Genomic DNA, 20,208 nt, shown 5'->3' with positions numbered 1-20,208 from the left:
TCCTCACTGGGTGAACTGGCCTTTGTTGAGACGCAGGATGCGGCGGCCATAGTCCGCCATCAGGGTTTCGTCGTGGGCGGAGATGACGATGGTGACACCGACCTGGTGGAAGCTCTTGAACAGCTCCATGATGTCCAGCGCATAGGCGCGGTCCAGATTGCCGGTGGGTTCGTCGGCCAGGAGTATGCTGGGCCGGTGGACAACGGCGCGGGCAATGCACAGGCGCTGCTGTTCGCCGCCAGAGAGCGAGATGGGACTCATCTTCTCGCGGCCCAGCAGGCCAACCTTGTCGAGCGCCGCACGGGCACGGCGGGCGGCCTCGCGGCGGTCGTAGCCGACGATATCGAGCGGCAGCATTACATTGTCGAACACGCTGCGATCGAACAGGATCTTGTGATCCTGGAAGATCAGGCCGATATGCCGGCGCAGATAGGGTACGGCACCACGACGTATGGCGGCGAGATTCTGGCCATTGACCACCACCGAGCCGGCACTGGGTTTGTCTATGCCGGCGATCAGCTTGAGCAGGGTGGATTTGCCGGCGCCGGAATGCCCGGCCAGAAAGACCAGCTCCCCGGTTTCTATCTGGAAGCTGAGGTTCTTGAGGGCCTCGTAGCCGCCTGGGTAGCGCTTGCTGACTTGGTTGAACTGGATCATGGGCGGGTCAGGGTCTGGGCTCGGTGTAGGTCAAACGGGGTGGTGGCGGGCAACCGGCAGACCGGCGCACTGCGCTGATTACTTACTCTATCAGGGCGTCCACATAATCCTTGGCTTCAAACGGACGCAGATCATCAATGCCCTCGCCCACACCGATAAAGCGCAGCGGTATGGCTTTCTGCTTGGCGATGCCGGCAATGACGCCACCCTTGGCCGTGCCGTCCAGCTTGGTCAGCACCAAGCCAGTCAGGCCCAGGGCGTCGTCAAAGGCCTTGACCTGTTGCAGGGCGTTCTGGCCGGTATTGGCGTCCAGTACCAGCAGTATCTCGTGCGGGCCGCTGGGGTCCGCCTTGGCGATCACCCGCTTGACCTTGGCGATCTCGTCCATCAGGTGCAGCTGAGTAGGCAGGCGGCCAGCCGTGTCTGCCAGCACAATGTCTATGCCGCGTGCCTTTGCCGCGTTGATGGCATCGAAGCAGACGGCGGCAGAATCGCCGCCATCCTGGGCAATCACGGTGACGTTGTTGCGCTCACCCCAGGCCATCAGCTGCTCGCGCGCAGCGGCACGGAAGGTATCGCCCGCTGCCAGCAGCACGCTCTTGCCCTGGCCCTGAAAGTACTTGGCCAGCTTGCCTATGCTGGTGGTCTTGCCTGCACCATTCACCCCGGCCACCATGATGATGTAGGGCTTGTGTCCTTCGACCTGCAGGGGTTTTTCCAGCGGGGCGATCAGGTCGGTGAGGGCGCCCTTGAGCGCGCCGCGCAGCTCGCTGGCATCCTTGAGGCCAGCCAGGCTGACGCGCTGGCGCACGTCCTTGAGCAGATGCACGGTCGCATCCACGCCCATGTCGGCGGTCAGCAGCACGGTTTCCAGCTCTTCGTACAGGTCTTCGTCGATCTGGCCGCCGCCGAACAAGGCGGCCAGTTCCTTGCCCAGCTTGTCGCGGGTCTTGGCGAGGCCAGCCTTGAGCTTGTACTGCCAGACTTCGCGCGAGGCCTGGGCTACATCCTTGGCCAGCACCGTCACATCGGTATTAAGTACCTCGACGGTTTTTTGCCAGAACGATTTGTCTTCTGTGCTGGCGGCGGGTACCGGGTTAGGCACCACGGCTGGTGCGGCTACTGGTTCCGTTACCGGTGCGGCTGCTGGCGTGGCGGCAGGTTCTGCGGGCGCGGCGTCGGGCGTAGGCGCTGCCGATGGGGGAGTGGACTTCTCGCCCCCTACCAGCTCACCGATATCGGTATTGAGCGCTTTCCAGAGTTTGCTGCCCCAGCCGGCGGAGGGATTCTGCGTATTTTGATTGTCGGACATCTATGGGTACATCTGATTGATATTGCGTATGAAACCGGGAGTGCCGGCAAGATGGGGTAGGATTCTAGCTTTCCTGAGCCCTGTTATGAACTATTTCGCCTTGTTGCGGGGTTTTCATGCATGCCCATGCACCAGTGCAGCGCCCCCAAAAGGGCCAGGAAGGCGGCGCCAGGTGGTTTGCTGGCGTTGTAGCAGCGGTTCTTGCCTCATGGGCAGGTGCCGGTAGATTACTGACTTTTCTCGACAGCCCAGCATGCCCAAGCTCGCGCCCAAGACCTCCAAGCCGGTACGTGGTACCAATCAGCTCCGTATTATCGGCGGCGAGTACCGCCGCCGCATCCTGCCTTTCCCTGACAGCGAGGGGCTGCGACCGACGCCGGACAGGGTCCGTGAAACACTGTTCAACTGGCTGGGGCAGGAGCTGCATGGCCAGCGCTGCCTGGACCTGTTTGCTGGCTCAGGCGCCCTTGGCTTCGAGGCGGCATCGCGAGGCGCCGCCAGGGTTGTGATGGTGGAGCAGGCCAGGCCGGTACTGCAGGCCCTGCGCAGCAACCAGCAAAGCCTGGGGGCACAGACGGTCGACATTGTGGCGGCAGACGCACTGGCGTGGTTGGCGCGCTGTACTGAGCAGTTCGACGTGATCTTTCTCGACCCGCCCTTTGCCGGCGATCTGCTGTCCAAGGCACTGGCACTGCTGCCGCCCATCATGGCGGCGGATGCTTATGTTTATGTAGAGACGGCAAACTGGCCCGATCTGAGCGGCTGGACTTGCCTGCGCGAAGGCAAGGCAGGCGTAGTGCATTATGGTTTGCTGCAATGGGGTGGTGAGTCGGCTGCGAGCTAGCAGGCAGGCATAAGCGTGGGGAGCACAAGTTATGAAGCACCGGGCTACCCTTGGGCATACTGATGCATCCCCAACCTCAGGAGCGCTGCAGCATGTTCAAGGTCAATGAGTATTTCGGCGGCACGGTGACATCCATCGCCTTTGCCATGGCAGAAGGGCCCGCCACCATCGGTGTGATGGCGCCCGGTGAGTACGAGTTCGGCACCAGCCAGCTGGAAGTCATGCACGTGATAGCCGGCGCCTTGACGGTGAAGCTGCCAGGGCAGGACGCATGGGAGACGTTTGCGGCGGGGAGCCGCTTTACAGTGCCTGCGGACAGCAAGTTTCAGTTGAAGGTGGGGCAGGAGACGGCCTATCTCTGCGAATACCGCTGAATAACAGGGCATAGGCCTACTGCGCGACCCCATTCCGGCCCTGTGATGGTCTCCGTACGCAAGTACGGCTGCGCTTCTCGAGCCGGACTGGGGGCGCTCGCTACTGCCTCTGCCCTGTTATTGCGGGGTGAGCGACTACGTGGTTCCGTGAGACTCAGGGCGTTACGCATAAAAAACGCCCGACTCGATTGAGCGGGCGTTTTTTGTTGCGGCGGTCGGGCTTATTCTACTGCGGCTTCTTCGGTTTCTTCTTCCAATGCCGCATCGGCGGGAGGAATGGCCAGTTGCCATGGCAGTGGAATGTGGGTGCCGTTGACTTCCAGGCGGCCGTTCTTCCACACGGCACTGCTGCTGAGTAGGTCGCCATCGGCGCGGATGAGCTTTTGATCCAGTAGCTTGCGGATCTGACTTTCCATCAGATTGCGGGCCAGGTTGTCCAGCTCTTCGGTCTCAGGCTGTTCGCCTTCCTCGGTGTCGATGGCGATGGCGCCGCGAGCCTGCCAGAGTGCAACGGTTTCGATGACCTGCTTGGGTACTTGCAGATCGGCATTCGCCTGCAGCTTCTCCAGCAACAGCAGCGGGCTGTCCAGGTCTTTTTCTTCGAAGCCCTTGAGTGCGACGTTGGCCTTGAGCTTGACTTCGCCCTCGGGCAACTTGACCGACAGCTCGTTCAGCGACAGTTCTGGGTTGTTCTTCAGCAGGGGCAGGCCGTCTTTGCGGAACAGGGCCAGCATCTGGGTGGCCTGCTCGCCGGGATCCTTGACCTCGCGCTGGATCTTGTTGGCGGCCAGGCTCAGCTTGGCCAGTGTGGGGCCATGCAGATGGTTGGCCGAGACCGACAACTTGGCCGGGCCATAGGTCTTGTTGTTGAGTGCCAGGCTGCTGACGACCACGTCGCCGCTGGAGTTGATGAACTCTCCCTCAGCGACGGTCTTGACCTGATAGCTCAAGCCAGCCAGCTTGACATCAACCGGCTGCGCACCCTCGGTTTGCTTGAAGGTGGCCGAGGCCAGGCTCAGCTTGCCTTCGCCCAGCATCAGGCCGGCCTTGCCACGGGTATTGTGCGATTCGAAGCGCAGATCCTTGATATCCAGCGTGCCCTTGGGGCCGGCTTCAAAGTGCAGGCCAGGGGCGACGGCAACGATGTCTATCTTGTTGAAGTCACCGCCATAGCTGATGGTGGCGTCCAGGCCTTGCCAGACCGATTTCACCTTGGCCAGGGTTTCTTCATAGGTGAAGCTCGGCACCTTGATGGCAAACACGCCGTCATCGTTGAACTTGATATGGTTCTCGATCTGCAGCGGACGCTGGTCACCGAATACCTTTTTCAGCAGGGCCTGGGTATCGGCGCTGAAGGCAATATCGGTGGTAACGGCGGCCTTCAGGAGCGAGAAATCGCCAGACGCCAAGAGCGGCAGTGGGCCGTGCTTGATGGTCTGGGTGTAGGTCAGTTCCAGCTTGGCGCCACCCATTTCTTCCAGCTTGAGCATCTGGTAGGGGGCCAGCAGGTTGGGGGCAACCGCGATGGTGGTGCGCTCGGTCGAGCTGAATACGCCGCGCTCATAGACGCGCGATTTCACGACAAAGTAAGGCAGGTCGGCGATCAGCTGGTGTTGCTTGGCCAGCGTGGTCTCGGCTAGTTTGCCGGCCCACCAGCTGGTTCCGGTGTAGGTGGCGGCAACTACGCCGATGACGACGGCCAGGGCAATGACTAAGGGCTTCTGCTTCACGGTACGACAGGCCTTTCTGCGCAAATGAATGAAAGCGGGCTGCGTGGCAGCCCGCAGATAGCGTATGGCTTAAATATTACGGGCAAGTTCGACGGCGCTGCCGATATAGCTGGCGGGTGTCAGGTCCAGCAGGCGTACCTTCTCGGACTCGGGGATGGCCAGGGTCTTGATGAAGGCATGCAGGGTATCGCGGTTGATGCCGGCCTTGCCGCGAGTCAGATCCTTGAGCTGCTCGTAGGCATTGGGGACGGCATAGCGGCGCATGACGGTCTGTATGGGTTCGGCCAGGACTTCCCAGTTGGCGTCGAGGTCGGCGGCCATGGCATTGGGGTTGGCTTCCAGTTTGTCCAGGCCCTTGCTGGCCGAGGCGTAGCCCAGCAGGGTGTAGCCCAGCGCCACACCCATATTGCGCAGCACGGTGGAGTCGGTCAGGTCGCGCTGCCAGCGGGAGATGGGCAGCTTTTGGCTCAGGTGGGTCAGCATGGCATTGGCCATGCCCAGATTGCCTTCGGAGTTCTCGAAGTCGATGGGGTTGACCTTGTGCGGCATGGTGGAGCTACCCACTTCGCCTTCCTTGACCTTCTGCTTGAAGAAGCCCAGGGAGATGTAGCCCCAGATATCGCGGTTCATGTCGATGAGGATGGTGTTGACGCGGGCAAAGTCGTCATACAGCTCGCTCATGTAGTCATGCGGCTCAATCTGGATGGTGTAGGGGTTGAAGCTGATACCCAGCGATTCAACAAAGCGACGGGCAAAGCCGGGCCAGTCCACATCGGGATAGGCCGACAGGTGCGCGTTGTAGTTGCCTACCGCGCCATTGATCTTGCCCAGCAGCTCGACCTCGGCGATGCGCTTGTGCTGGCGCTCCAGCCGGTAGGCGATATTGGCCAGTTCCTTGCCCATGGTGGTGGGAGTGGCAGGCTGGCCGTGGGTGCGCGACATCATGGGCTTGTCAGCCAGTTCGTGCGCCAGGGTCTTGAGCCGGGCAATGATATCGGCCAGCTTGGGCAGCATGGCTGCGCGGCCAGCCTTGAGCATCAGGGCATGAGACAGGTTGTTGATGTCTTCCGAGGTGCAGGCAAAGTGCAGGAACTCGGTCACCGGGCCGATTTCGGGGTTGCCTGACAGGCGTTCCTTCAGCCAGTACTCAATGGCCTTAACGTCGTGGTTGGTGCGGCTCTCGATGGCCTTGACCTCTTCGGCGTGGGCCTCGGAGAAGTTGCTGACAACTTCGTCCAGCTCGGCCACGGTGGCGGCGGAGAAGCTGGGCACCTCGACGATGCCGGGTTCATTCGACAGGGCTTTGAGCCATTCGACCTCCACCTTAACCCGATGTTTGATCAGCGCGTACTCGCTGAAGCAGTCGCGCAGGGCATTGACCTGCTTGTGATAGCGGCCGTCTAGCGGGGAAAGGGCAGTCAGGGTGGAAAGCGTCATGGGGGCAGAAAATCCAATCAAAACAAGCGCAGGATTCTATCATGCCAGGGCGTGCAGCCGGGCGCGGCACCATGTAAAAAGCGGCCCTTGGGCCGCTTTTTAATCCGGGATTAATGCCGATTTAATCCACGGCCTTATTTTTTGCTGACACGGATATTGCCGTTGTAGGTGCCGGCCTCGGTGATATAGACCAGCGGCCCGGACAGGCGCATGGCGCCATCTTTTTCGCCCAGCGTCAGCACATAGCTGGCGTTGTTCTGGTGCTTGACATTGAGCTTGCTGCCATCAAAGGTGGCGGGCGCAAAGGCTTCGGTCAGATCGCCATAGGGGGTGTCGAACATGGTGGCGCGGCCAACCACATTGGCGCCATCCAGCTTCTCGATGACGATGACGGTCTTACCTTCGTAGCCCATGCTGTCTATGGTCCACTTGCCTTCCCAGTTGCCGACGATGGGGGCGGTCGCCGTGGCGGGCTGGGTCGGTTCCACCTGTTTGATGATTTCGGCAGGCTTGGTGCTAGGGGCGGGGGTGATGGCGGCGGGTTCGGCGGGCTTGGCAGGCTCGACCGGCTTGGGTGCGACCACAACGGGGCTGGCAGGTTTGGCGGGCTCGGACGGGGTAGTGGCGCAGCCAGCCAGCAGCATCAAGGCAGCAACCAGGCTATAGGCAGAAAAGCGGGTCATGTTGGTGTCTCCTGATAAGGGGGATGTCATGCCGTGCATGATGGCATGACGGCCGAGCGCTTGCTAGGTCGCACAGTAGCGGCGACCTTGATGCAATGTTTATAGCTGAACCATTTCCAGGTGCTTGAGGCTGCGGCCCAGAAAGCGTTCGCCCACGGTCTGGAAGCGCAGGGGAATATCGGTCACATAGTAGCGGTAGGTGGGTTCCTGGCGCTGTGGATTGGCCAGGTCCAGCTCCACCAGTTTGGCGGCAACCTGTTCGGCCACGCTGACTGCGGAGTCCACCAGCCGTATCTGGCTGCCGACTTCCTGCGCCAGCAGTGGCTTGAGCAGTGGGTAGTGGGTGCAGCCCAATACCAGGGTATCGATACCCTCTGCCAGCACGGGTTTGAGGTATTCCTGCACAGTCATGCGGGTGACGGCATGATCCAGCCAGCCTTCTTCTACCAGGGGGACTAGCAGCGGGCAGGCCTGGGAGTAGACACGGGCCTCGGCATTCAGTGCGTGCACGCCACGGGCATAGGCATTGCTGTTGACGGTGGTAGGTGTGGCGATTACCCCGATGGCGTGATTGCGGCTGACGGCCACGGCATTGCGGGCGCCGGCGTCTATCACGTCGATGACCGGGATATTGACACGGGCCCGTATCTTGTTGGCCGCCACCGCCGAGATGGTATTGCAGGCAATGACCAGCAACTTGACCTCCTGCTGCATCAGGAAATCAACAATCTGCTGGGTGAACTGTTCTATGGTGGCAACTGATTTGACGCCATAGGGCACACGGGCGGTATCGCCGAAATAGACAATGTCCTCAAACGGCAGGCGTTCCATCAGCGCCCGGGTGACGGTGAGCCCGCCTATGCCGGAATCAAAAACACCTATGGGGCGGGAGGCAAGTTGGGAGGGCATGGATGGAGGAGCCGGGCGGGCGTGGGTTGCATTAGGCGCAGGATTCTACGCCTGCAGTATAGGGGGTCAATCAGGGCTCGCTTAGCTTGCGTGCTTCGTGCTGCTGCAAGGCCCAGGCGACATGCTCGCGCACCAGCTCGCTGGCGTCGTCCCGGCGCTGTTGCAGGGCAGCCAGTACGGCAGGCGTGCTGGGGGCGTTACCCAGGCCAACGGCAATATTGCGCAGCCAGCGCTCGTGGCCGATGCGATAGATGGCGGTGCCGGCCAAGCGTTGGTTGAATTCGGTCTCGCTCCAGCTAAACAGCGCTACTAGGCTGACCGCATCAAGCCCATTGCGGACTGCGAAATCGGCCTCGCTGCTATCGACGGCAAAGCGGTTCCAGGGGCAGACCAGTTGGCAGTCGTCACAGCCATAGACGCGGTTGCCTATCAGTGGGCGGAACTCGGCCGGAATGCTGCCCTTCAGTTCGATGGTCAGGTAGGACACGCAGCGGCGTGCATCGACCCGGTAAGGGGCGACGATGGCGCGGGTGGGGCAGATGTCGATGCACTTGCTGCAGCGGCCGCAATGCTCCTGCGCCAGGGGCGGATCGATGGGCAGGGGCAGGCTGACAAACAGTTCGCCCAGAAAGAACATCGAGCCATGCTCGCGGGTGAGCAGCAACGTATGCTTGCCCCGCCAGCCCAGGCCGGCACGGACGGCGGCTTCGACTTCCATCACCGGGGCGGAGTCGACAAAGGCGCGGTAACCCAGTGCATGGCCGGCGGCCTGAATGCGCTCAGCCAGTTTCTGTAGGCGATTGCGCAACACCTTGTGATAATCGCGTCCCAGCGCATAGCGCGAGATGAACGCAGCTTCGCCATCGGCCAATACCGCTTCGCTGTCGTGCGCGTGCGGGGCGCGGTAGTTCATGCGTAGTGAAATGACGCGGAGGGTGCCTGGCACCAGTTCCGCAGGCCGGGCACGTTTCAGGCCGTGACTGGCCATATAATCCATCTCGCCATGCTGGTCGGCCGCCAGCCAGGCTTGCAGGTTTTGTGCTGCGGCCGGGCCTAGGTCGGCGTCGCCTATCTGGGCCGCATCAAAGCCCAGCTCGGCGGCCCAGCGTTTGATATCGCTGGCCAGTGCTGTCCAGTCCTGTTCGTCCTTAGTTGGAATATCCCCATGCATAGCCAAGATCATACCCTGACTGCCTACTTGCCCGATGAAGCCGCTACCCTGGCGATGGGCGAGGTGCTGGCGCAAGCGCTGCGGGGCGGGCTGGTGGTGTTTCTGGAGGGCGATCTGGGCGCAGGCAAAACCACGCTGACCCGCGGCATATTGCGGGGCCTGGGCCATTCAGGCCGGGTTAAGAGTCCGACCTATACACTGGTTGAACCTTACGTGGTTTCTAACTTATACTTCCATCACTTTGATTTATATAGGTTTGCCGATCCGCTGGAATGGGAGGATGCAGGCTTTAGGGAAATGTTCAATCCCGACAGCATTTGCATGGTGGAGTGGCCGGAAAAAGCACAGGGTTTATTGCCTGTGCCGGACTGGACCATCAGCCTTGTTCCCCAGGATGAAGGACGGGCATTTCGCCTCCTTACCGGTACCTTGCTCGGAGCATCATGTCTCGCAACCTTGACCGCTTCCGCCCAGACGCGACCCGCCGCTTGATGCTGCAGGGCGCTGTGGCGACGCTGCTGTTTGGCATCGCCCCTCGCGCCTTTGCCGGTAGCGCTGTGGTGGCCGTCCGTGTCTGGCCGGCCAAGGCCTATACCCGCATTACGCTGGAATCCACTGCGCCACTCAAATTCAACCAGTTCATGGTGCCAGATCCGGCACGTCTGGTCGTGGATCTGGAGGGGGCGGACTGGGGCAATGAACTGGACAAGATTGCCCAGCGTATAGGCACTGAAGACCCTTATATAAGGCAGCTGCGCGCTGGCAGGTTCAAGCCTGGCACCGTGCGGGTGGTGCTCGATCTCAAAACCGAGGTCAAGCCCCAGGTGTTTACCCTGGAGCCATTTGGCGAATACCAGCACAGGCTGGTGATCGATCTGTACCCTGCACAGCCGGATGACCCACTGATGGCCTTGCTGAACGACGGCAAGGGCCTGCCCGATAAACCGGCGGCAGCTCCCGACAAGCCGGCGACCAAGCCGCAGGGCGAGGCGGCCGAGCGGGACAAGCTGGAAGTCAGCCGGTTGGTGACGATAGCCATCGACCCCGGCCATGGCGGCGAGGATCCTGGCGCCGTGGGGGCCGGCGGGACCTATGAAAAGACGGTCACGCTGTCCATAGGCAAGAAGCTCAAGGCGCTGATAGACAAGCAGCCCAATATGCGGGCCGTGCTGACCCGCGATGATGACTATTTCGTACCGCTGGCACAGCGCGTGGGCAAGGCGCGCAAGGTGGGGGCGGATCTGTTTATGTCCATCCACGCCGATGCCTTCGTCAAACCCAATGCCCGAGGTTCTTCGGTGTTTGCCCTGTCGGAGCGGGGGGCGACCAGCACGGCGGCGCGCCTGCTGGCACAAAAACAGAATGAGTCGGACCTGATAGGCGGCGTGAAATTTGATGTGCGCGACCGCCACCTGGCCCAGACCCTGCTGGACCTGACCCAGACGGCGACCATCAATGACAGCCTCAAGCTGGGCAAGGCCATGCTGACCGAGCTGGGGGAGATCAATCGGCTGCACAAGCCCCAGGTGGAGCAGGCCGGTTTTGCGGTGCTGAAGGCGCCTGATATCCCCTCGGTACTGGTAGAGACGGCGTTTATCTCCAACCCCGAGGAAGAAAAGAAACTGGCTGATGAGGGTTACCAGGACAAGATGGCGGAAGCGCTGCTGAGCGGTATCAAGCGCTATCTGGCCAAGAATCCGCCCCTCTCCCGCAACAAGATGGCCTGAACCTCCCTGCCGCCCGTGCCTGCTAGGTTGCACGCGGGCGGTGTCCAGATTCCCTGCTAGGATTGTTCCCATGCTGAAACCAGGCAAACTGTTTGCCGTTGCCACCATCTGTACGCTGGTCGCCATGCGTGCACTGCTGATGGGCACCAAGCCTCGAGCCCGGCTCTGAACAGGCTCTAGGGGCCCCTCAGGGCGCTGTCAACGGCGGCGATCAGCTTGGCCGCGGTGAAGGGTTTGACCACAAAGCCTGCAGCCCCAAGGCTCATGGCGGACTTGACCCGAGGTAGGGTGGCTTCGCTGCTGATCATGATGATGCGCGGCGAGCGCTTCATGCGCTTGAGGGTGGCCAGCACATCCATGCCGCTGGAACCGGGGAGGTTGATGTCCAGCAGCACCAAGTCGGGCTGCTTGTCCTGGCAACCCTTCAAACCTTCTTCCCCCGAGCCGGCCGCGCCTGCGTGATCCAGCCCGGCATCGGTCAGTATGCCCCGTATCAAGGAGCGCAACACGCTATCGTCATCAATGACGTAGAAGGTGGGTTTGTTCCCGGTCATGCGCTTCTCCCAAAGCGGCCTGAGGCCGGCTGATATACTGCGGGCTCAGTCCCGAGAATCGATTCCTGATGTCACGTATACGCCCCTTGCCCGACCATCTCGTCAACCAGATCGCTGCTGGCGAGGTGGTGGAGCGACCCGCCTCGGCCCTGAAGGAGTTGCTGGAAAACAGCCTGGACGCGGGTGCAACCACTCTCAGCGTAGACTTGGCGGAAGGGGGAAGCAAACTGATACGGGTAACCGACGATGGCGGCGGCATTGCCCGTGAGGAATTGAGCCTGGCGCTTAGCCGGCATGCCACCAGCAAGATAGCCAGCCTTGAAGACCTGCACCGGGTGCGTACCCTGGGGTTTCGGGGGGAAGGCCTCGCTAGTATCGCGTCGGTGTCGCAGCTGCTGTTGAGCAGTCGTGAGGCTGGCTCGTCCCAGGCCTGGCGGGTCGAGGCTGACAACGGCACCATACATGAGGCGGAGCCAGCATCGCTGTCGGCAGGCACCTCGGTCGAGGTGCGTGACCTGTATTTCAATGTGCCGGCCCGCCGCAAGTTCCTGAAAACTCCCGCCACCGAATACGCCCATTGTGAGGATGCCTTCAAGCGCATTGCCTTGTCGCGCCCTGACCTAGCGCTGACCTTGACCCACAATGGCAAGGTGCAATGGCGGCTGAAGGCAGAGACAGCCAGCGAGCGCATGCGTGCCATACTGGGCAATGAGTTTGCCGACACCATGCTGGCCATCGAGGCCCAGGCGGCCAGTCTGCGCCTGACGGGTTTTGCTGGCTCGCCCACTGTCTCGCGGGCCAGCCGCGATGCCCAGTTTGTCTTCGTCAATGGCCGTTTTGTGCGTGACAAGGTGGTGCTGCATGCCGTGCGCGAGGCTTATCGCGACGTGCTGCATCTGGATAGGCAGCCCCTGTATGTGCTGTTTATCGAGCTAGACCCGGAGGCGGTGGACGTGAACGTACACCCCACCAAGACCGAGGTGCGGTTTCGGGAATCGCAGGCCATCCATCGTTTTCTGTTCCATGCCCTCAACAAGGCCTTGGCCGAGACTCGGGCGGGTGCGGCTGTCCCCGCCGAGGCACCGGCCCAGCCCGAGGGTGGCCTGGCCAATGTCGCCTATGCACCCACTTTCCAGCAGATGCGCATGCCGTTGGGTGTGCAGGAATCGGCTGCAGGCAATTTCTACGGCACCCTGTTCGCCGGCGTGCGTGAGGCGGAGCGGGCGGTGCCCCTGGATGCGCCAGCCAGCGCTGTGTTGCCGCCGATGACACCGCCACCGGCTGGCTATCCAACCCGACCCTTGCCCAGCAGCGACGACGATCTGCCGCCGCTGGGCTTTGCACTGGCGCAGTTGCATGGCGTGTATGTGCTGGCGCAGGCCCGCGATGGCCTGATCGTGGTGGATATGCATGCGGCACATGAGCGGGTGGTGTACGAAAAGCTCAAGACCGCTCTGGATACTGACAGGCTGCCTACCCAGCCGCTGCTGATACCGCTGGCCTTCCCGGCAGACCGGCTGGATGTGGCGACCGTGGAGGAGCACGCCGAGGCGCTGGGCCTGCTGGGGTTTGAAATGGCCGTCATGGGGCCGACCCAACTGGCTGTGCGCTCTATCCCCATGCTGTTGCGCGACGCCGACCCGGTAGAGCTGGCCCGCTCGGTGCTGGCCGATATCCGCGAGGTGGGGGCCAGCCGCGTGCTGACCGAAAAACGCGATGCCCTGCTGGCCAGTATGGCCTGCCATGGCGCTGTGCGGGCCAACCGCAGCCTGACCCTGCCGGAAATGAATGCCCTGCTGCGCGAGATGGAAGCCACCGAGCGCAGCGGCCAATGCAACCATGGCCGGCCTACCTGGTTCAGGCTCAGCATGAACGAGCTGGACAAGCTGTTCATGCGGGGGCAATAGCATGAGTGTGCTGTTGCTGACCAAGCTGACCTTGTCGCCGCTGCTGATAGGGCTGGCCAGCCTGGCAGGCAGACGCTGGGGACCCAATGTGGCGGGCATGCTGGGAGGGCTGCCCATTGTGGCGGGGCCGCTGGTGGTGGTGCTGTGGCTGACACAGGGCGAGCACTACGCCGCCCAGGTGGCCTTGTCCTCACCAGCCGGGGTGTGGGGCAATGTGGCCTATATGTTGGGGGTGGGCTATGCCAGCGCCTATCTGCGTTGGCCTGGCGCCATCCTGGCCGGCTGGGGGGCTTACCTGCTGGTGGCCTTTGGCGTGTATGGGCTGGGCCTGGCGGAATCGCGCTGGGTGGCTGTACTGGTGGTGGCTGGGCTATGGCTGGCGGCCACCCGTCTCTTGCCCAAGCCGCGCGCTGCGCCCCCGGCGGCGGCCCTGCCACGTAGCGAATTGCTGGTGCGCATACTGGCGGCGGCCTGCCTGGTATTCGGTTTATCTACCGCCTCGCCCTTGCTGGGGCCTGCGCTGACCGGTGTGTTTGCCGGTGCACCGGTTGCCGCTACGGTCATCCCGGCCTTTACCTATGCCAATGCGGGCCGCGATGCATTGCTATTGGCCTTGCGCGGGTTCTTGACCGGCCTGATGGGGTTTGCCGTATTTTTTCTGGTGCTGGCCGAAACCATCGCACCACTGGGCTGGTGGGCCTTGCTGGTATCGGCATTGGCCGGTGGTGCGGTGGGCTGGCTGGCCACACTATGGGCGAGGAGATCGGCATGAGTACCCTGCCACCTGCAATTTTCCTGATGGGCCCGACGGCCAGCGGCAAGACGGCACTGGCGGTGGAGCTGGCGCAGCGCCTGCCTGTCGAACTGATCTCGGTCGATTCGGCCCTGGTCTATCGCGATATGGATATTGGCACTGCCAAGCCCGATGCGGCCACGCTGGCGGTGGCGCCGCACCATCTGATCGACATTATCTCGCCGCTGGATACTTACTCCGCCGCGCAATTCCGCCACGATGCCCTGCAACTGATGGCCGAGATTACCGCTCGTGGCAAGGTGCCACTGCTGGTGGGTGGCACCATGCTGTACTTCAACGCCCTGCAGCACGGCCTGCACGACCTGCCTTCGGCAGACCCGGCCATACGCCAGCAACTGGAGGCCGATGCTGCAACTGAGGGGTGGCCGGCCATGCATGCCAGGCTACAGCAGGTAGACCCGGCTACTGCCGCGCGGCTGGCCCCCAATGACAGCCAGCGCATAGGGCGGGCGTTGGAGATTTTTCTGGCTTCGGGACGCACTATGGCCTCCTTGCTGGCGGAGCAAAGGCAGGTGGAGCCGCTACCTTATGCGCTTACCAGGCTGGCCTTGATGCCGCCTGACAGGGCGGAACTGCATGCACGTATCGCGCTGCGGTTTGAGCTGATGCTGAAAGAGGGGCTGATCGACGAGGTGGCAGGGCTACGCCGGCAGTACCCTGAGCTTGAACCGGACATGCCATCCATGCGCTGTGTGGGCTACCGACAAACCTGGGATTATCTGGAAGGGCGGCTGGACTACAAGGAGCTGCGCGAGCGGGGCATTTATGCCACGCGGCAACTGGCCAAACGGCAGATTACCTGGTTGCGGGGAATGGCGGCGGATGGTGGGTTGATCGCCCTGGAGTCTGCTGCGGAGATAGAGGGCATAGAGTTGCCGATGCTGTGATCCCGGGTGAGTCAGCTGACTGGGTGCTTATCAAACAAAATGCCACACACAGTGTGGCATTTTGTTTTGGTCTTACTACCCAAGTGAGACCGGGCAATGGCGGTTTAGCTTGGGTTGATGACTACGATGCCTAGTTCTTCTTGTCGCCGATGTACTTGCCCAGGAAGCTTTCAACCTGCTTGGCAAAATCGACCTGATTCTCCAGTTTGGTCCAGCCATGGCCTTCGCCTGCATAGACTATCCACTCGACAGGCGTACCTTGCTTGCGCAGCTTGTCGCGCATCTTCTCGCCATGAACCAGTGGCACGCGGATATCTTCGGAGCCATAGGCCATCATGACGGGTTTGGTGATACGCGATGCATTCTCCAGAGCAGAAGATTTCTTCATGTACTCCACATCTTTATCTGGATCGCCATGCAGGTCCTTTTGACGATAGCGCGACCAAGCACTATCGGCAGTATCGGACCAGGCAACGCTGAAGAGCATATTGATGTCCGTCACGCCAACATAGTTGATGCCGCATTGATAGAGATCAGGGTCTTTCACCAAACCGTACATCGTGGCGTAACCGCCATAGCTGGCACCCATGATGCAAACGCGCTTGGGGTCGACTATGCCTTGTTTGACCAGCCAGTTTACGCCGTCGGTAATATCATCCTGCATGGCCAGGCCCCATTGCTTCCAGCCCGCACGGTGCAGCTTCCAGCCCAGCCCGGTGGACATACGGAAGTTGGGTTGCAGCACGGCGTAACCACGCGAAGCCATGTGCTGAACAGAAGGATCGAAGCCCCAGCTGTCGCGGGCATGCGGACCACCGTGTATGAATGCCACCAAAGGCAGATTCTTTGCCGCCTTGTCCTTGGGTAGTGTCAGGTAGCCGGGAATGGTCAGTCCGTCACGAGCGACATACTTGACAGTCTGCATCGGTGACATCTGCTCGGGGTTGATCTCTGGCTTATAGGACAGCAGTGGCTCCAGCGTGCTGGTTGCCGCTTCGTAGAGAAAGGCACGTCCCGGTTCGATATCCGATGAAGTGGTGACCAGCATGCGATCGCCACGTTTTTGGATGGTATTCAGGCTGCCAGGGAAGGTGGCATCGAACTCTGCCTGCCATTTGGCCCATTGCTCATTGAAATAATGAATCTCTGGCTTATGCGCATTGATGCTGATCCCCACTATCTTACGGCTGGCTGCATCACGAATGATGCCCTGCTGGAAATCGGCTTCGGGGTGGCGGAACAGTAGTTCCTTGGGTTTTCCGGCTTCGAAATCCCAAGTGTAGAGACCGTCGGTGTCTTCCTTGTTACGGCCCACGACCAGCATGGTCTTGTCGTCGGCATCGAAGGCGATAGGTGCATAGCCTTCATCATCCATCAGGTATTCCGTGATGGTTCGCCATGCAGCATCGTTGTTCTCGCGATAGCTGACTTTGTATTTGAACCTGCCGCTTGCTTTGTCACCGTAAAAAGATACGGCGGCGCGTACCTGCTTCTTGCTGTCCACCACCCATTCGGCAACCTTGCCAGGATTGTTGAAGGTCAGCAAACGAGTGCGACCATTGCTGGTATCCATCAGGTAGACGTCGCTATTGCCAAAGTCATCCTGCCCTGCACCGGGACTACGTTTGCTACTGGTCACCAGTATGTCGTTGCTGCCATCCTGGGGGACATCGAGCACGCTAATAGACATCTTTTCGGCAAGATTACGGAAACCGCTACCGTCGGCATTGATGGCGAACGGGCCCTGGCCGCGTGCTTGTTCCATAGTGCCCTTGGTATCCTGGACGTGGAACATCAAGCGGTTGTTATTGATCCAGCGGACACCGGATGCATCCCACAGTTTGCTGGAGGCCAGGACATTGGCTTCGCGTGTTTTCAGGTCGATAACGGCCAAAGCCAGGCGGCCGTTGACCGGGGTAATCACCGACAGCTTGTCACCATTGGGTGACAGTACGGGGGAACCATATTGCGGACGAGTGAAAAAGTCCTCGATGGGGACGGGCTTGGACTCCGCGGCTGCATAGGACAACGGGGCAGTCGCAAGCAGCAGGCCCAGGGCAATGCTGTGCAGGATTCGGTGTTTCACCGTGCTTCTCCAATCAGGTGCCGTGATGTGCTGGGGTATCAAAATCATGCGGCAGAATAAAAGATGGCGCCGAAACAGAGTTCCGGCGCCTATCGTTACGACTTGCTCTTAGTAGAAGGTGTAAACCGCGCTGGCTTGGAAGTAACGACCCATGGAGTCATGCAACGGAGCGTAGTAATTCCGGCCATTGGTGTAGGGGAAGAACGGTGGTTTGCGATCGAAGGCGTTCTTCACTGCACCGCTCAGTATCACGTTCTTGAAGCCCCTGTAGCTGCCACCGATGTTCACCGTGGTGAAGCTGGCGATATCACGGCAAAGCTCCTCGTAACCTTCCGCGATAAAGCGGCAGGTCTCGTTCGGCGAGCCAACAGCGCCCATCTTGCCAACATAGCGTGCATCGGCAGACAACGACCATGGACCCTGCTTCCAACCCACACCCAGGCTACCTTGCAGACGCGGCTGGCCCGAGGTGCCGATGTACTGCAGCATTGGATCATTCGGCGTGGGGGCCGTGCGGTAGGACTGAACATATTGCAGGTTCAGCGAGGGTTCGATCTTGCCGTAGGCGCCCAGGTTGAAGCGGCCACGCAGATCCATGTCCACGCCCTTGACGTCGGTCACGGAGACGTTGGTCAGCAACAGCTTGACCAGGGTGATTTCACCCTTGGTAGCGCCGTTGGCAGCGTCTGCCGCTGTCAGCGGATCGCGCACGATGACCGTAGCAGGGTTATTGGCGAACAAGGCTTCGTTGGCCAGTACGGTGGTCAGGTCGTAGGTCGAAATCTCGTTCTTGCGCTTGATACGCCAGAAGTCGACCGACATATTGAAGGACTGGTTGGGTTCCCACACAAAGCCGTAGGTGAAGCTTTCACCCTTTTCTGGCCCCAGGTTGGGGTTGGAGCCACTCTGGTAGGGGCTTTGCGCATTACAGCCTTCCTTGAAGCTGGCATTGCAGCGTGCCGGATCTTGGAAGGAGATAAAGGCGTTCGAGATGGCTGTCGAGTTTTCCACCAAGGTAGGAGCGCGGAAGCCTTCGGCATAAGTGCTACGCAGCACCAGCGACGACCACGGGGTCCACTTCAGGCCCAGCTTGGGCGTGGTCGAATTGCCGTAGTCCGAGTAGCGGTCGTGGCGTGCTGCCAACTGTGCTTCCAGATTGCTCAGAATAGGAATATTCAACTCGCTGTAAATCGAGCGGATATTGCGGCTGTTCGACATGGGCGGTGGCAGTTCGGCGCTATGGTACAGCTCACCCGCCACGGCGTTCGGATCTGGGTTGGTCTCCAGGCTTTCGCGACGTGCTTCGACACCGACTGCCATGGACAGCGGACCGGCCGGCAACTCAAGCAATTCGCCGCTGACCTTGGCATCCCACAAGCTCATGGACGATTTGTATTGGCTGGCGCTATTGGTAACCAGGCTTGGATAGAGTGCGGCATTGCCAGCGACATCGCCGAACAGGAACTTGCCGGTCTGCACGGCTTCGATGAACTTGGAGTTCAGCAGGCCGCCAGTAGCGCGCGATTCCACTTCACTGGAGTTGGTCAGGATGGCGGTTTCCCAATCCCAGTTACCCAACACACCCTTGGCACCGATCAGGTAGCGACCGAAGTCAGTGGTGTTATCCTGGCCTTGTGCCGGCAGGTTCTTCAACTGCGAACGCAGACGGACGGTACCGTTGCCGCCGGCCAAAGTCTTGCCATCTGGGCCGATCAGCTCTTGCGGGTATTGCGGGTGGGTAATGGGCAGGGCACCAATTTCTTGGCCCAGTTGCATGGCAACCCAGTGCAGCTGGCCGGTTACTCGTGCCTTGTTCTGGGTGCGCATGACTTCGGCCCACACCTTGGTATCAGCATTCGGCTGCCAATTGAATACCGAGGTCAGCGAGAAGCGATCGCTCTTGCCACCAGAGTTGAAGTCAGCATCCTTCAGGTCGTCGAACACACAGACCTTGCCGCCAGGCATGCCGCTGGCGCCGAAGAAATCAGCTGCATCGACCTGTTGATCAGCCGGGCAGGCTTTGCCGTCTATGGGGCGGGCATTGAACTTGCCGGTGGCCTTGTCGGTCCAGTAGATATTGCCTGGCGCGGTATACAGGTTACGCTGGTCGGAATACCCATAGGCGCGCAAATCCTGCGTGCCGATATAGCCACCGCGGTTCTTCAGGAAGGAAGGCTTTTGCTGGCGGATATCCAGGGTGGCGAAAGCATTGAAGTGCTGTTCCGTCAGGTTGCCGTAGCCAAAACTGGCGGTTGCTCGGGCGGTCTCGCCGTCGCCTACCTCGGATTCACCATAGGAAGCGCCAATTTCCAGGCCTTCATAGCTTTCCTTCAGAATGATGTTAACCACGCCGGCCATGGCTTCCGAGCCATAAATAGCCGATGCGCCGTCCTTCAGCACTTCGATACGCTCCACCGCGCCCATGGGCAGGGTGTTCAGGTCAACGAAAGTGGTCTGGAATTCAGGCTGGGCGTAGGCAGCAAGACGGCGGCCATTGATCAGCATCAAGGTGGCTTGGCTACCCAGACCACGCAGGTTGAGACCAGAAGCGCCAGCGGTAAAGCCGCTGGTGCGGTTCTCATCGATACCACCAACGTTGACGGAAATGTTGCGCAGCACTTCAGTCAGCGTAGTGGCACCACCACGCTTCATCTGCTCATTGGTAATGATCATTACCGGCGAAGCGGTCTCGCGCGAGATGCGCTTGATGTTGGAGCCGGTAACAGTGATCTTTTCAATCTTGGGCTCAGGTGCCGCAGTGGCGGGATCGGCCGCATGGGCGGCGAGGCAGAAGCCAACGCTGGATAAGGCGATGGCAAGGCAATTGAACTTCATCTGGTGATACTCCCCTAAGGTGTGCGAGGCGGGTTTTCCTGAATTGCCAGATAGGCATTCGTGCGTATTTCGCAACCCGTGCAAGCTACCATTCAGGTGTGGTTCAGGAGAAATATTGTCTCCTTATTGCAGTGCTAGTGTTGGTTTATGGCGACGATGGGGGCTTTCGTTGGGCAGGCTACATGGCGTGAAACTTTGTCTGTCTGGTGCAGAGCTGAGGCAAGCCTTGGGGCAAGAAGCCGTTGTATTTATGTATGCGGCCAAGTGCGCTCGGATACTCG

The 20,208-nt window shown here is 60.6% G+C and carries 17 protein-coding genes; 7 read left to right on the top strand and 10 right to left on the bottom strand.

Features of this window, described 5'->3' with window-relative positions:
- Positions 1–3 precede the first annotated feature (3 nt).
- Positions 4–657, bottom strand: a complete 654-nt coding sequence (gene ftsE / locus V7714_RS04195; RefSeq protein ID WP_335708576.1) for a cell division ATP-binding protein FtsE — start codon at positions 655–657, stop codon at positions 4–6.
- Positions 658–739: 82 nt separating this feature from the next.
- A complete protein-coding gene (gene ftsY, locus V7714_RS04190) occupies positions 740–1,969 on the bottom strand; it encodes a signal recognition particle-docking protein FtsY (protein ID WP_335708575.1) in 1,230 nt (409 codons plus the stop codon).
- Between the two features lie 253 nt (positions 1,970–2,222).
- Between ftsY and rsmD the strand changes: the two genes are divergently transcribed.
- Both rsmD and ppnP read left to right on the top strand, forming a co-directional pair.
- A complete protein-coding gene (rsmD, locus tag V7714_RS04185; RefSeq protein ID WP_335708574.1) occupies positions 2,223–2,813 on the top strand; it encodes a 16S rRNA (guanine(966)-N(2))-methyltransferase RsmD in 591 nt (196 codons plus the stop codon).
- Positions 2,814–2,905: 92 nt separating this feature from the next.
- The gene (gene ppnP / locus V7714_RS04180) at positions 2,906–3,187 is read left to right on the top strand and encodes a pyrimidine/purine nucleoside phosphorylase (RefSeq protein WP_335708573.1); all 282 of its coding nucleotides are present in this window, start codon (positions 2,906–2,908) and stop codon (positions 3,185–3,187) included.
- Between the two features lie 221 nt (positions 3,188–3,408).
- Here ppnP and V7714_RS04175 read toward each other — a convergent pair whose 3' ends face one another.
- The 5 genes from V7714_RS04175 to queG all read right to left on the bottom strand — a co-directional run bounded on the left by V7714_RS04175 (position 3,409) and on the right by queG (position 9,129).
- Complete coding sequence (locus tag V7714_RS04175; RefSeq protein ID WP_335708572.1) at positions 3,409–4,917, bottom strand: YdgA family protein; 1,509 nt, start codon at positions 4,915–4,917, stop codon at positions 3,409–3,411.
- Between the two features lie 69 nt (positions 4,918–4,986).
- Positions 4,987–6,354: an adenylosuccinate lyase gene (gene purB, locus V7714_RS04170; protein WP_335708571.1), complete on the bottom strand. Its 1,368-nt coding sequence runs from the start codon at positions 6,352–6,354 to the stop codon at positions 4,987–4,989.
- A gap of 134 nt (positions 6,355–6,488) precedes the next feature.
- Positions 6,489–7,037 (bottom strand): hypothetical protein, encoded by a 549-nt coding sequence (locus tag V7714_RS04165; RefSeq protein WP_335708570.1) that lies wholly within the window; start codon positions 7,035–7,037, stop codon positions 6,489–6,491.
- Between the two features lie 99 nt (positions 7,038–7,136).
- The gene (gene murI, locus V7714_RS04160; RefSeq protein WP_335708569.1) at positions 7,137–7,946 is read right to left on the bottom strand and encodes a glutamate racemase; all 810 of its coding nucleotides are present in this window, start codon (positions 7,944–7,946) and stop codon (positions 7,137–7,139) included.
- A gap of 70 nt (positions 7,947–8,016) precedes the next feature.
- Positions 8,017–9,129 carry a tRNA epoxyqueuosine(34) reductase QueG gene (queG, locus tag V7714_RS04155; protein ID WP_335708568.1) on the bottom strand — a complete coding sequence of 371 codons (1,113 nt, stop codon included), beginning with the start codon at positions 9,127–9,129 and terminating at the stop codon, positions 8,017–8,019.
- Here queG and tsaE point away from each other — a divergent pair.
- Positions 9,112–9,609 (top strand): tRNA (adenosine(37)-N6)-threonylcarbamoyltransferase complex ATPase subunit type 1 TsaE, encoded by a 498-nt coding sequence (tsaE, locus tag V7714_RS04150; protein WP_284194876.1) that lies wholly within the window; start codon positions 9,112–9,114, stop codon positions 9,607–9,609. The genes queG and tsaE overlap by 18 nt on opposite strands.
- On the top strand, positions 9,561–10,844 hold the full coding sequence (locus V7714_RS04145; protein WP_335708567.1) for an N-acetylmuramoyl-L-alanine amidase: 1,284 nt from the start codon (positions 9,561–9,563) through the stop codon (positions 10,842–10,844). The genes tsaE and V7714_RS04145 overlap by 49 nt, the downstream gene beginning before the upstream one ends.
- A gap of 176 nt (positions 10,845–11,020) precedes the next feature.
- Here the strand turns inward: V7714_RS04145 and V7714_RS04140 are convergent, their stop codons facing one another.
- Positions 11,021–11,398, bottom strand: coding sequence for a response regulator (locus tag V7714_RS04140; protein ID WP_335708566.1), 378 nt, complete (start codon positions 11,396–11,398; stop codon positions 11,021–11,023).
- 68 nt (positions 11,399–11,466) lie between these two features.
- Here V7714_RS04140 and mutL point away from each other — a divergent pair, with 68 nt between their 5' ends.
- The 3 genes from mutL to miaA are packed head-to-tail and all read left to right on the top strand — an operon-like array spanning position 11,467 to position 15,006.
- Entirely contained in the window at positions 11,467–13,305 is a 1,839-nt protein-coding gene (mutL, locus tag V7714_RS04135) for a DNA mismatch repair endonuclease MutL (RefSeq protein ID WP_335708565.1), read from the top strand.
- 1 nt (position 13,306) lies between these two features.
- Positions 13,307–14,077: a hypothetical protein gene (locus V7714_RS04130; protein WP_335708564.1), complete on the top strand. Its 771-nt coding sequence runs from the start codon at positions 13,307–13,309 to the stop codon at positions 14,075–14,077.
- Positions 14,074–15,006: a tRNA (adenosine(37)-N6)-dimethylallyltransferase MiaA gene (gene miaA, locus V7714_RS04125; RefSeq protein ID WP_335708563.1), complete on the top strand. Its 933-nt coding sequence runs from the start codon at positions 14,074–14,076 to the stop codon at positions 15,004–15,006. Before V7714_RS04130 ends, miaA begins: the two co-directional genes overlap by 4 nt.
- Positions 15,007–15,136: 130 nt before the next feature.
- Here miaA and V7714_RS04120 read toward each other — a convergent pair whose 3' ends face one another.
- Together V7714_RS04120 and V7714_RS04115 are read right to left on the bottom strand one after the other, a co-directional pair.
- The gene (locus V7714_RS04120; RefSeq protein WP_335708562.1) at positions 15,137–17,092 is read right to left on the bottom strand and encodes an alpha/beta hydrolase family protein; all 1,956 of its coding nucleotides are present in this window, start codon (positions 17,090–17,092) and stop codon (positions 15,137–15,139) included.
- A 108-nt stretch (positions 17,093–17,200) separates the two neighbouring features.
- Positions 17,201–19,927: a TonB-dependent receptor gene (locus V7714_RS04115; RefSeq protein WP_335708561.1), complete on the bottom strand. Its 2,727-nt coding sequence runs from the start codon at positions 19,925–19,927 to the stop codon at positions 17,201–17,203.
- Positions 19,928–20,208: the final 281 nt, after the last annotated feature.

It is taken from the genome of Chitinimonas sp. JJ19 (assembly GCF_036961565.1).
GTDB lineage: Bacteria > Pseudomonadota > Gammaproteobacteria > Burkholderiales > Chitinimonadaceae > Chitinimonas.
Note: the sequence above shows the minus strand (reverse complement) of the source record. Positions and strands in the feature narration are given on the sequence as shown.

Excerpts from the sequence above, each read along its gene's own strand:
- ftsY (WP_335708575.1), bottom strand. The coding sequence starts at position 1,969 with ATGTCCGACAATCAAAATACGCAGAATCCCTCCGCCGGCTGGGGCAGC.
- ftsE (WP_335708576.1), bottom strand. The coding sequence starts at position 657 with ATGATCCAGTTCAACCAAGTCAGCAAGCGCTACCCAGGCGGCTACGAG.
- queG (WP_335708568.1), bottom strand. The coding sequence starts at position 9,129 with ATGATCTTGGCTATGCATGGGGATATTCCAACTAAGGACGAACAGGAC.
- purB (WP_335708571.1), bottom strand. The coding sequence starts at position 6,354 with ATGACGCTTTCCACCCTGACTGCCCTTTCCCCGCTAGACGGCCGCTAT.
- V7714_RS04115 (WP_335708561.1), bottom strand. The coding sequence starts at position 19,927 with ATGAAGTTCAATTGCCTTGCCATCGCCTTATCCAGCGTTGGCTTCTGC.
- mutL (WP_335708565.1), top strand. The coding sequence starts at position 11,467 with ATGTCACGTATACGCCCCTTGCCCGACCATCTCGTCAACCAGATCGCT.
- V7714_RS04130 (WP_335708564.1), top strand. The coding sequence starts at position 13,307 with ATGAGTGTGCTGTTGCTGACCAAGCTGACCTTGTCGCCGCTGCTGATA.
- V7714_RS04165 (WP_335708570.1), bottom strand. The coding sequence starts at position 7,037 with ATGACCCGCTTTTCTGCCTATAGCCTGGTTGCTGCCTTGATGCTGCTG.
- V7714_RS04145 (WP_335708567.1), top strand. The coding sequence starts at position 9,561 with ATGTCTCGCAACCTTGACCGCTTCCGCCCAGACGCGACCCGCCGCTTG.
- rsmD (WP_335708574.1), top strand. The coding sequence starts at position 2,223 with ATGCCCAAGCTCGCGCCCAAGACCTCCAAGCCGGTACGTGGTACCAAT.
- tsaE (WP_284194876.1), top strand. The coding sequence starts at position 9,112 with ATGCATAGCCAAGATCATACCCTGACTGCCTACTTGCCCGATGAAGCC.
- V7714_RS04140 (WP_335708566.1), bottom strand. The coding sequence starts at position 11,398 with ATGACCGGGAACAAACCCACCTTCTACGTCATTGATGACGATAGCGTG.
- miaA (WP_335708563.1), top strand. The coding sequence starts at position 14,074 with ATGAGTACCCTGCCACCTGCAATTTTCCTGATGGGCCCGACGGCCAGC.
- murI (WP_335708569.1), bottom strand. The coding sequence starts at position 7,946 with ATGCCCTCCCAACTTGCCTCCCGCCCCATAGGTGTTTTTGATTCCGGC.
- ppnP (WP_335708573.1), top strand. The coding sequence starts at position 2,906 with ATGTTCAAGGTCAATGAGTATTTCGGCGGCACGGTGACATCCATCGCC.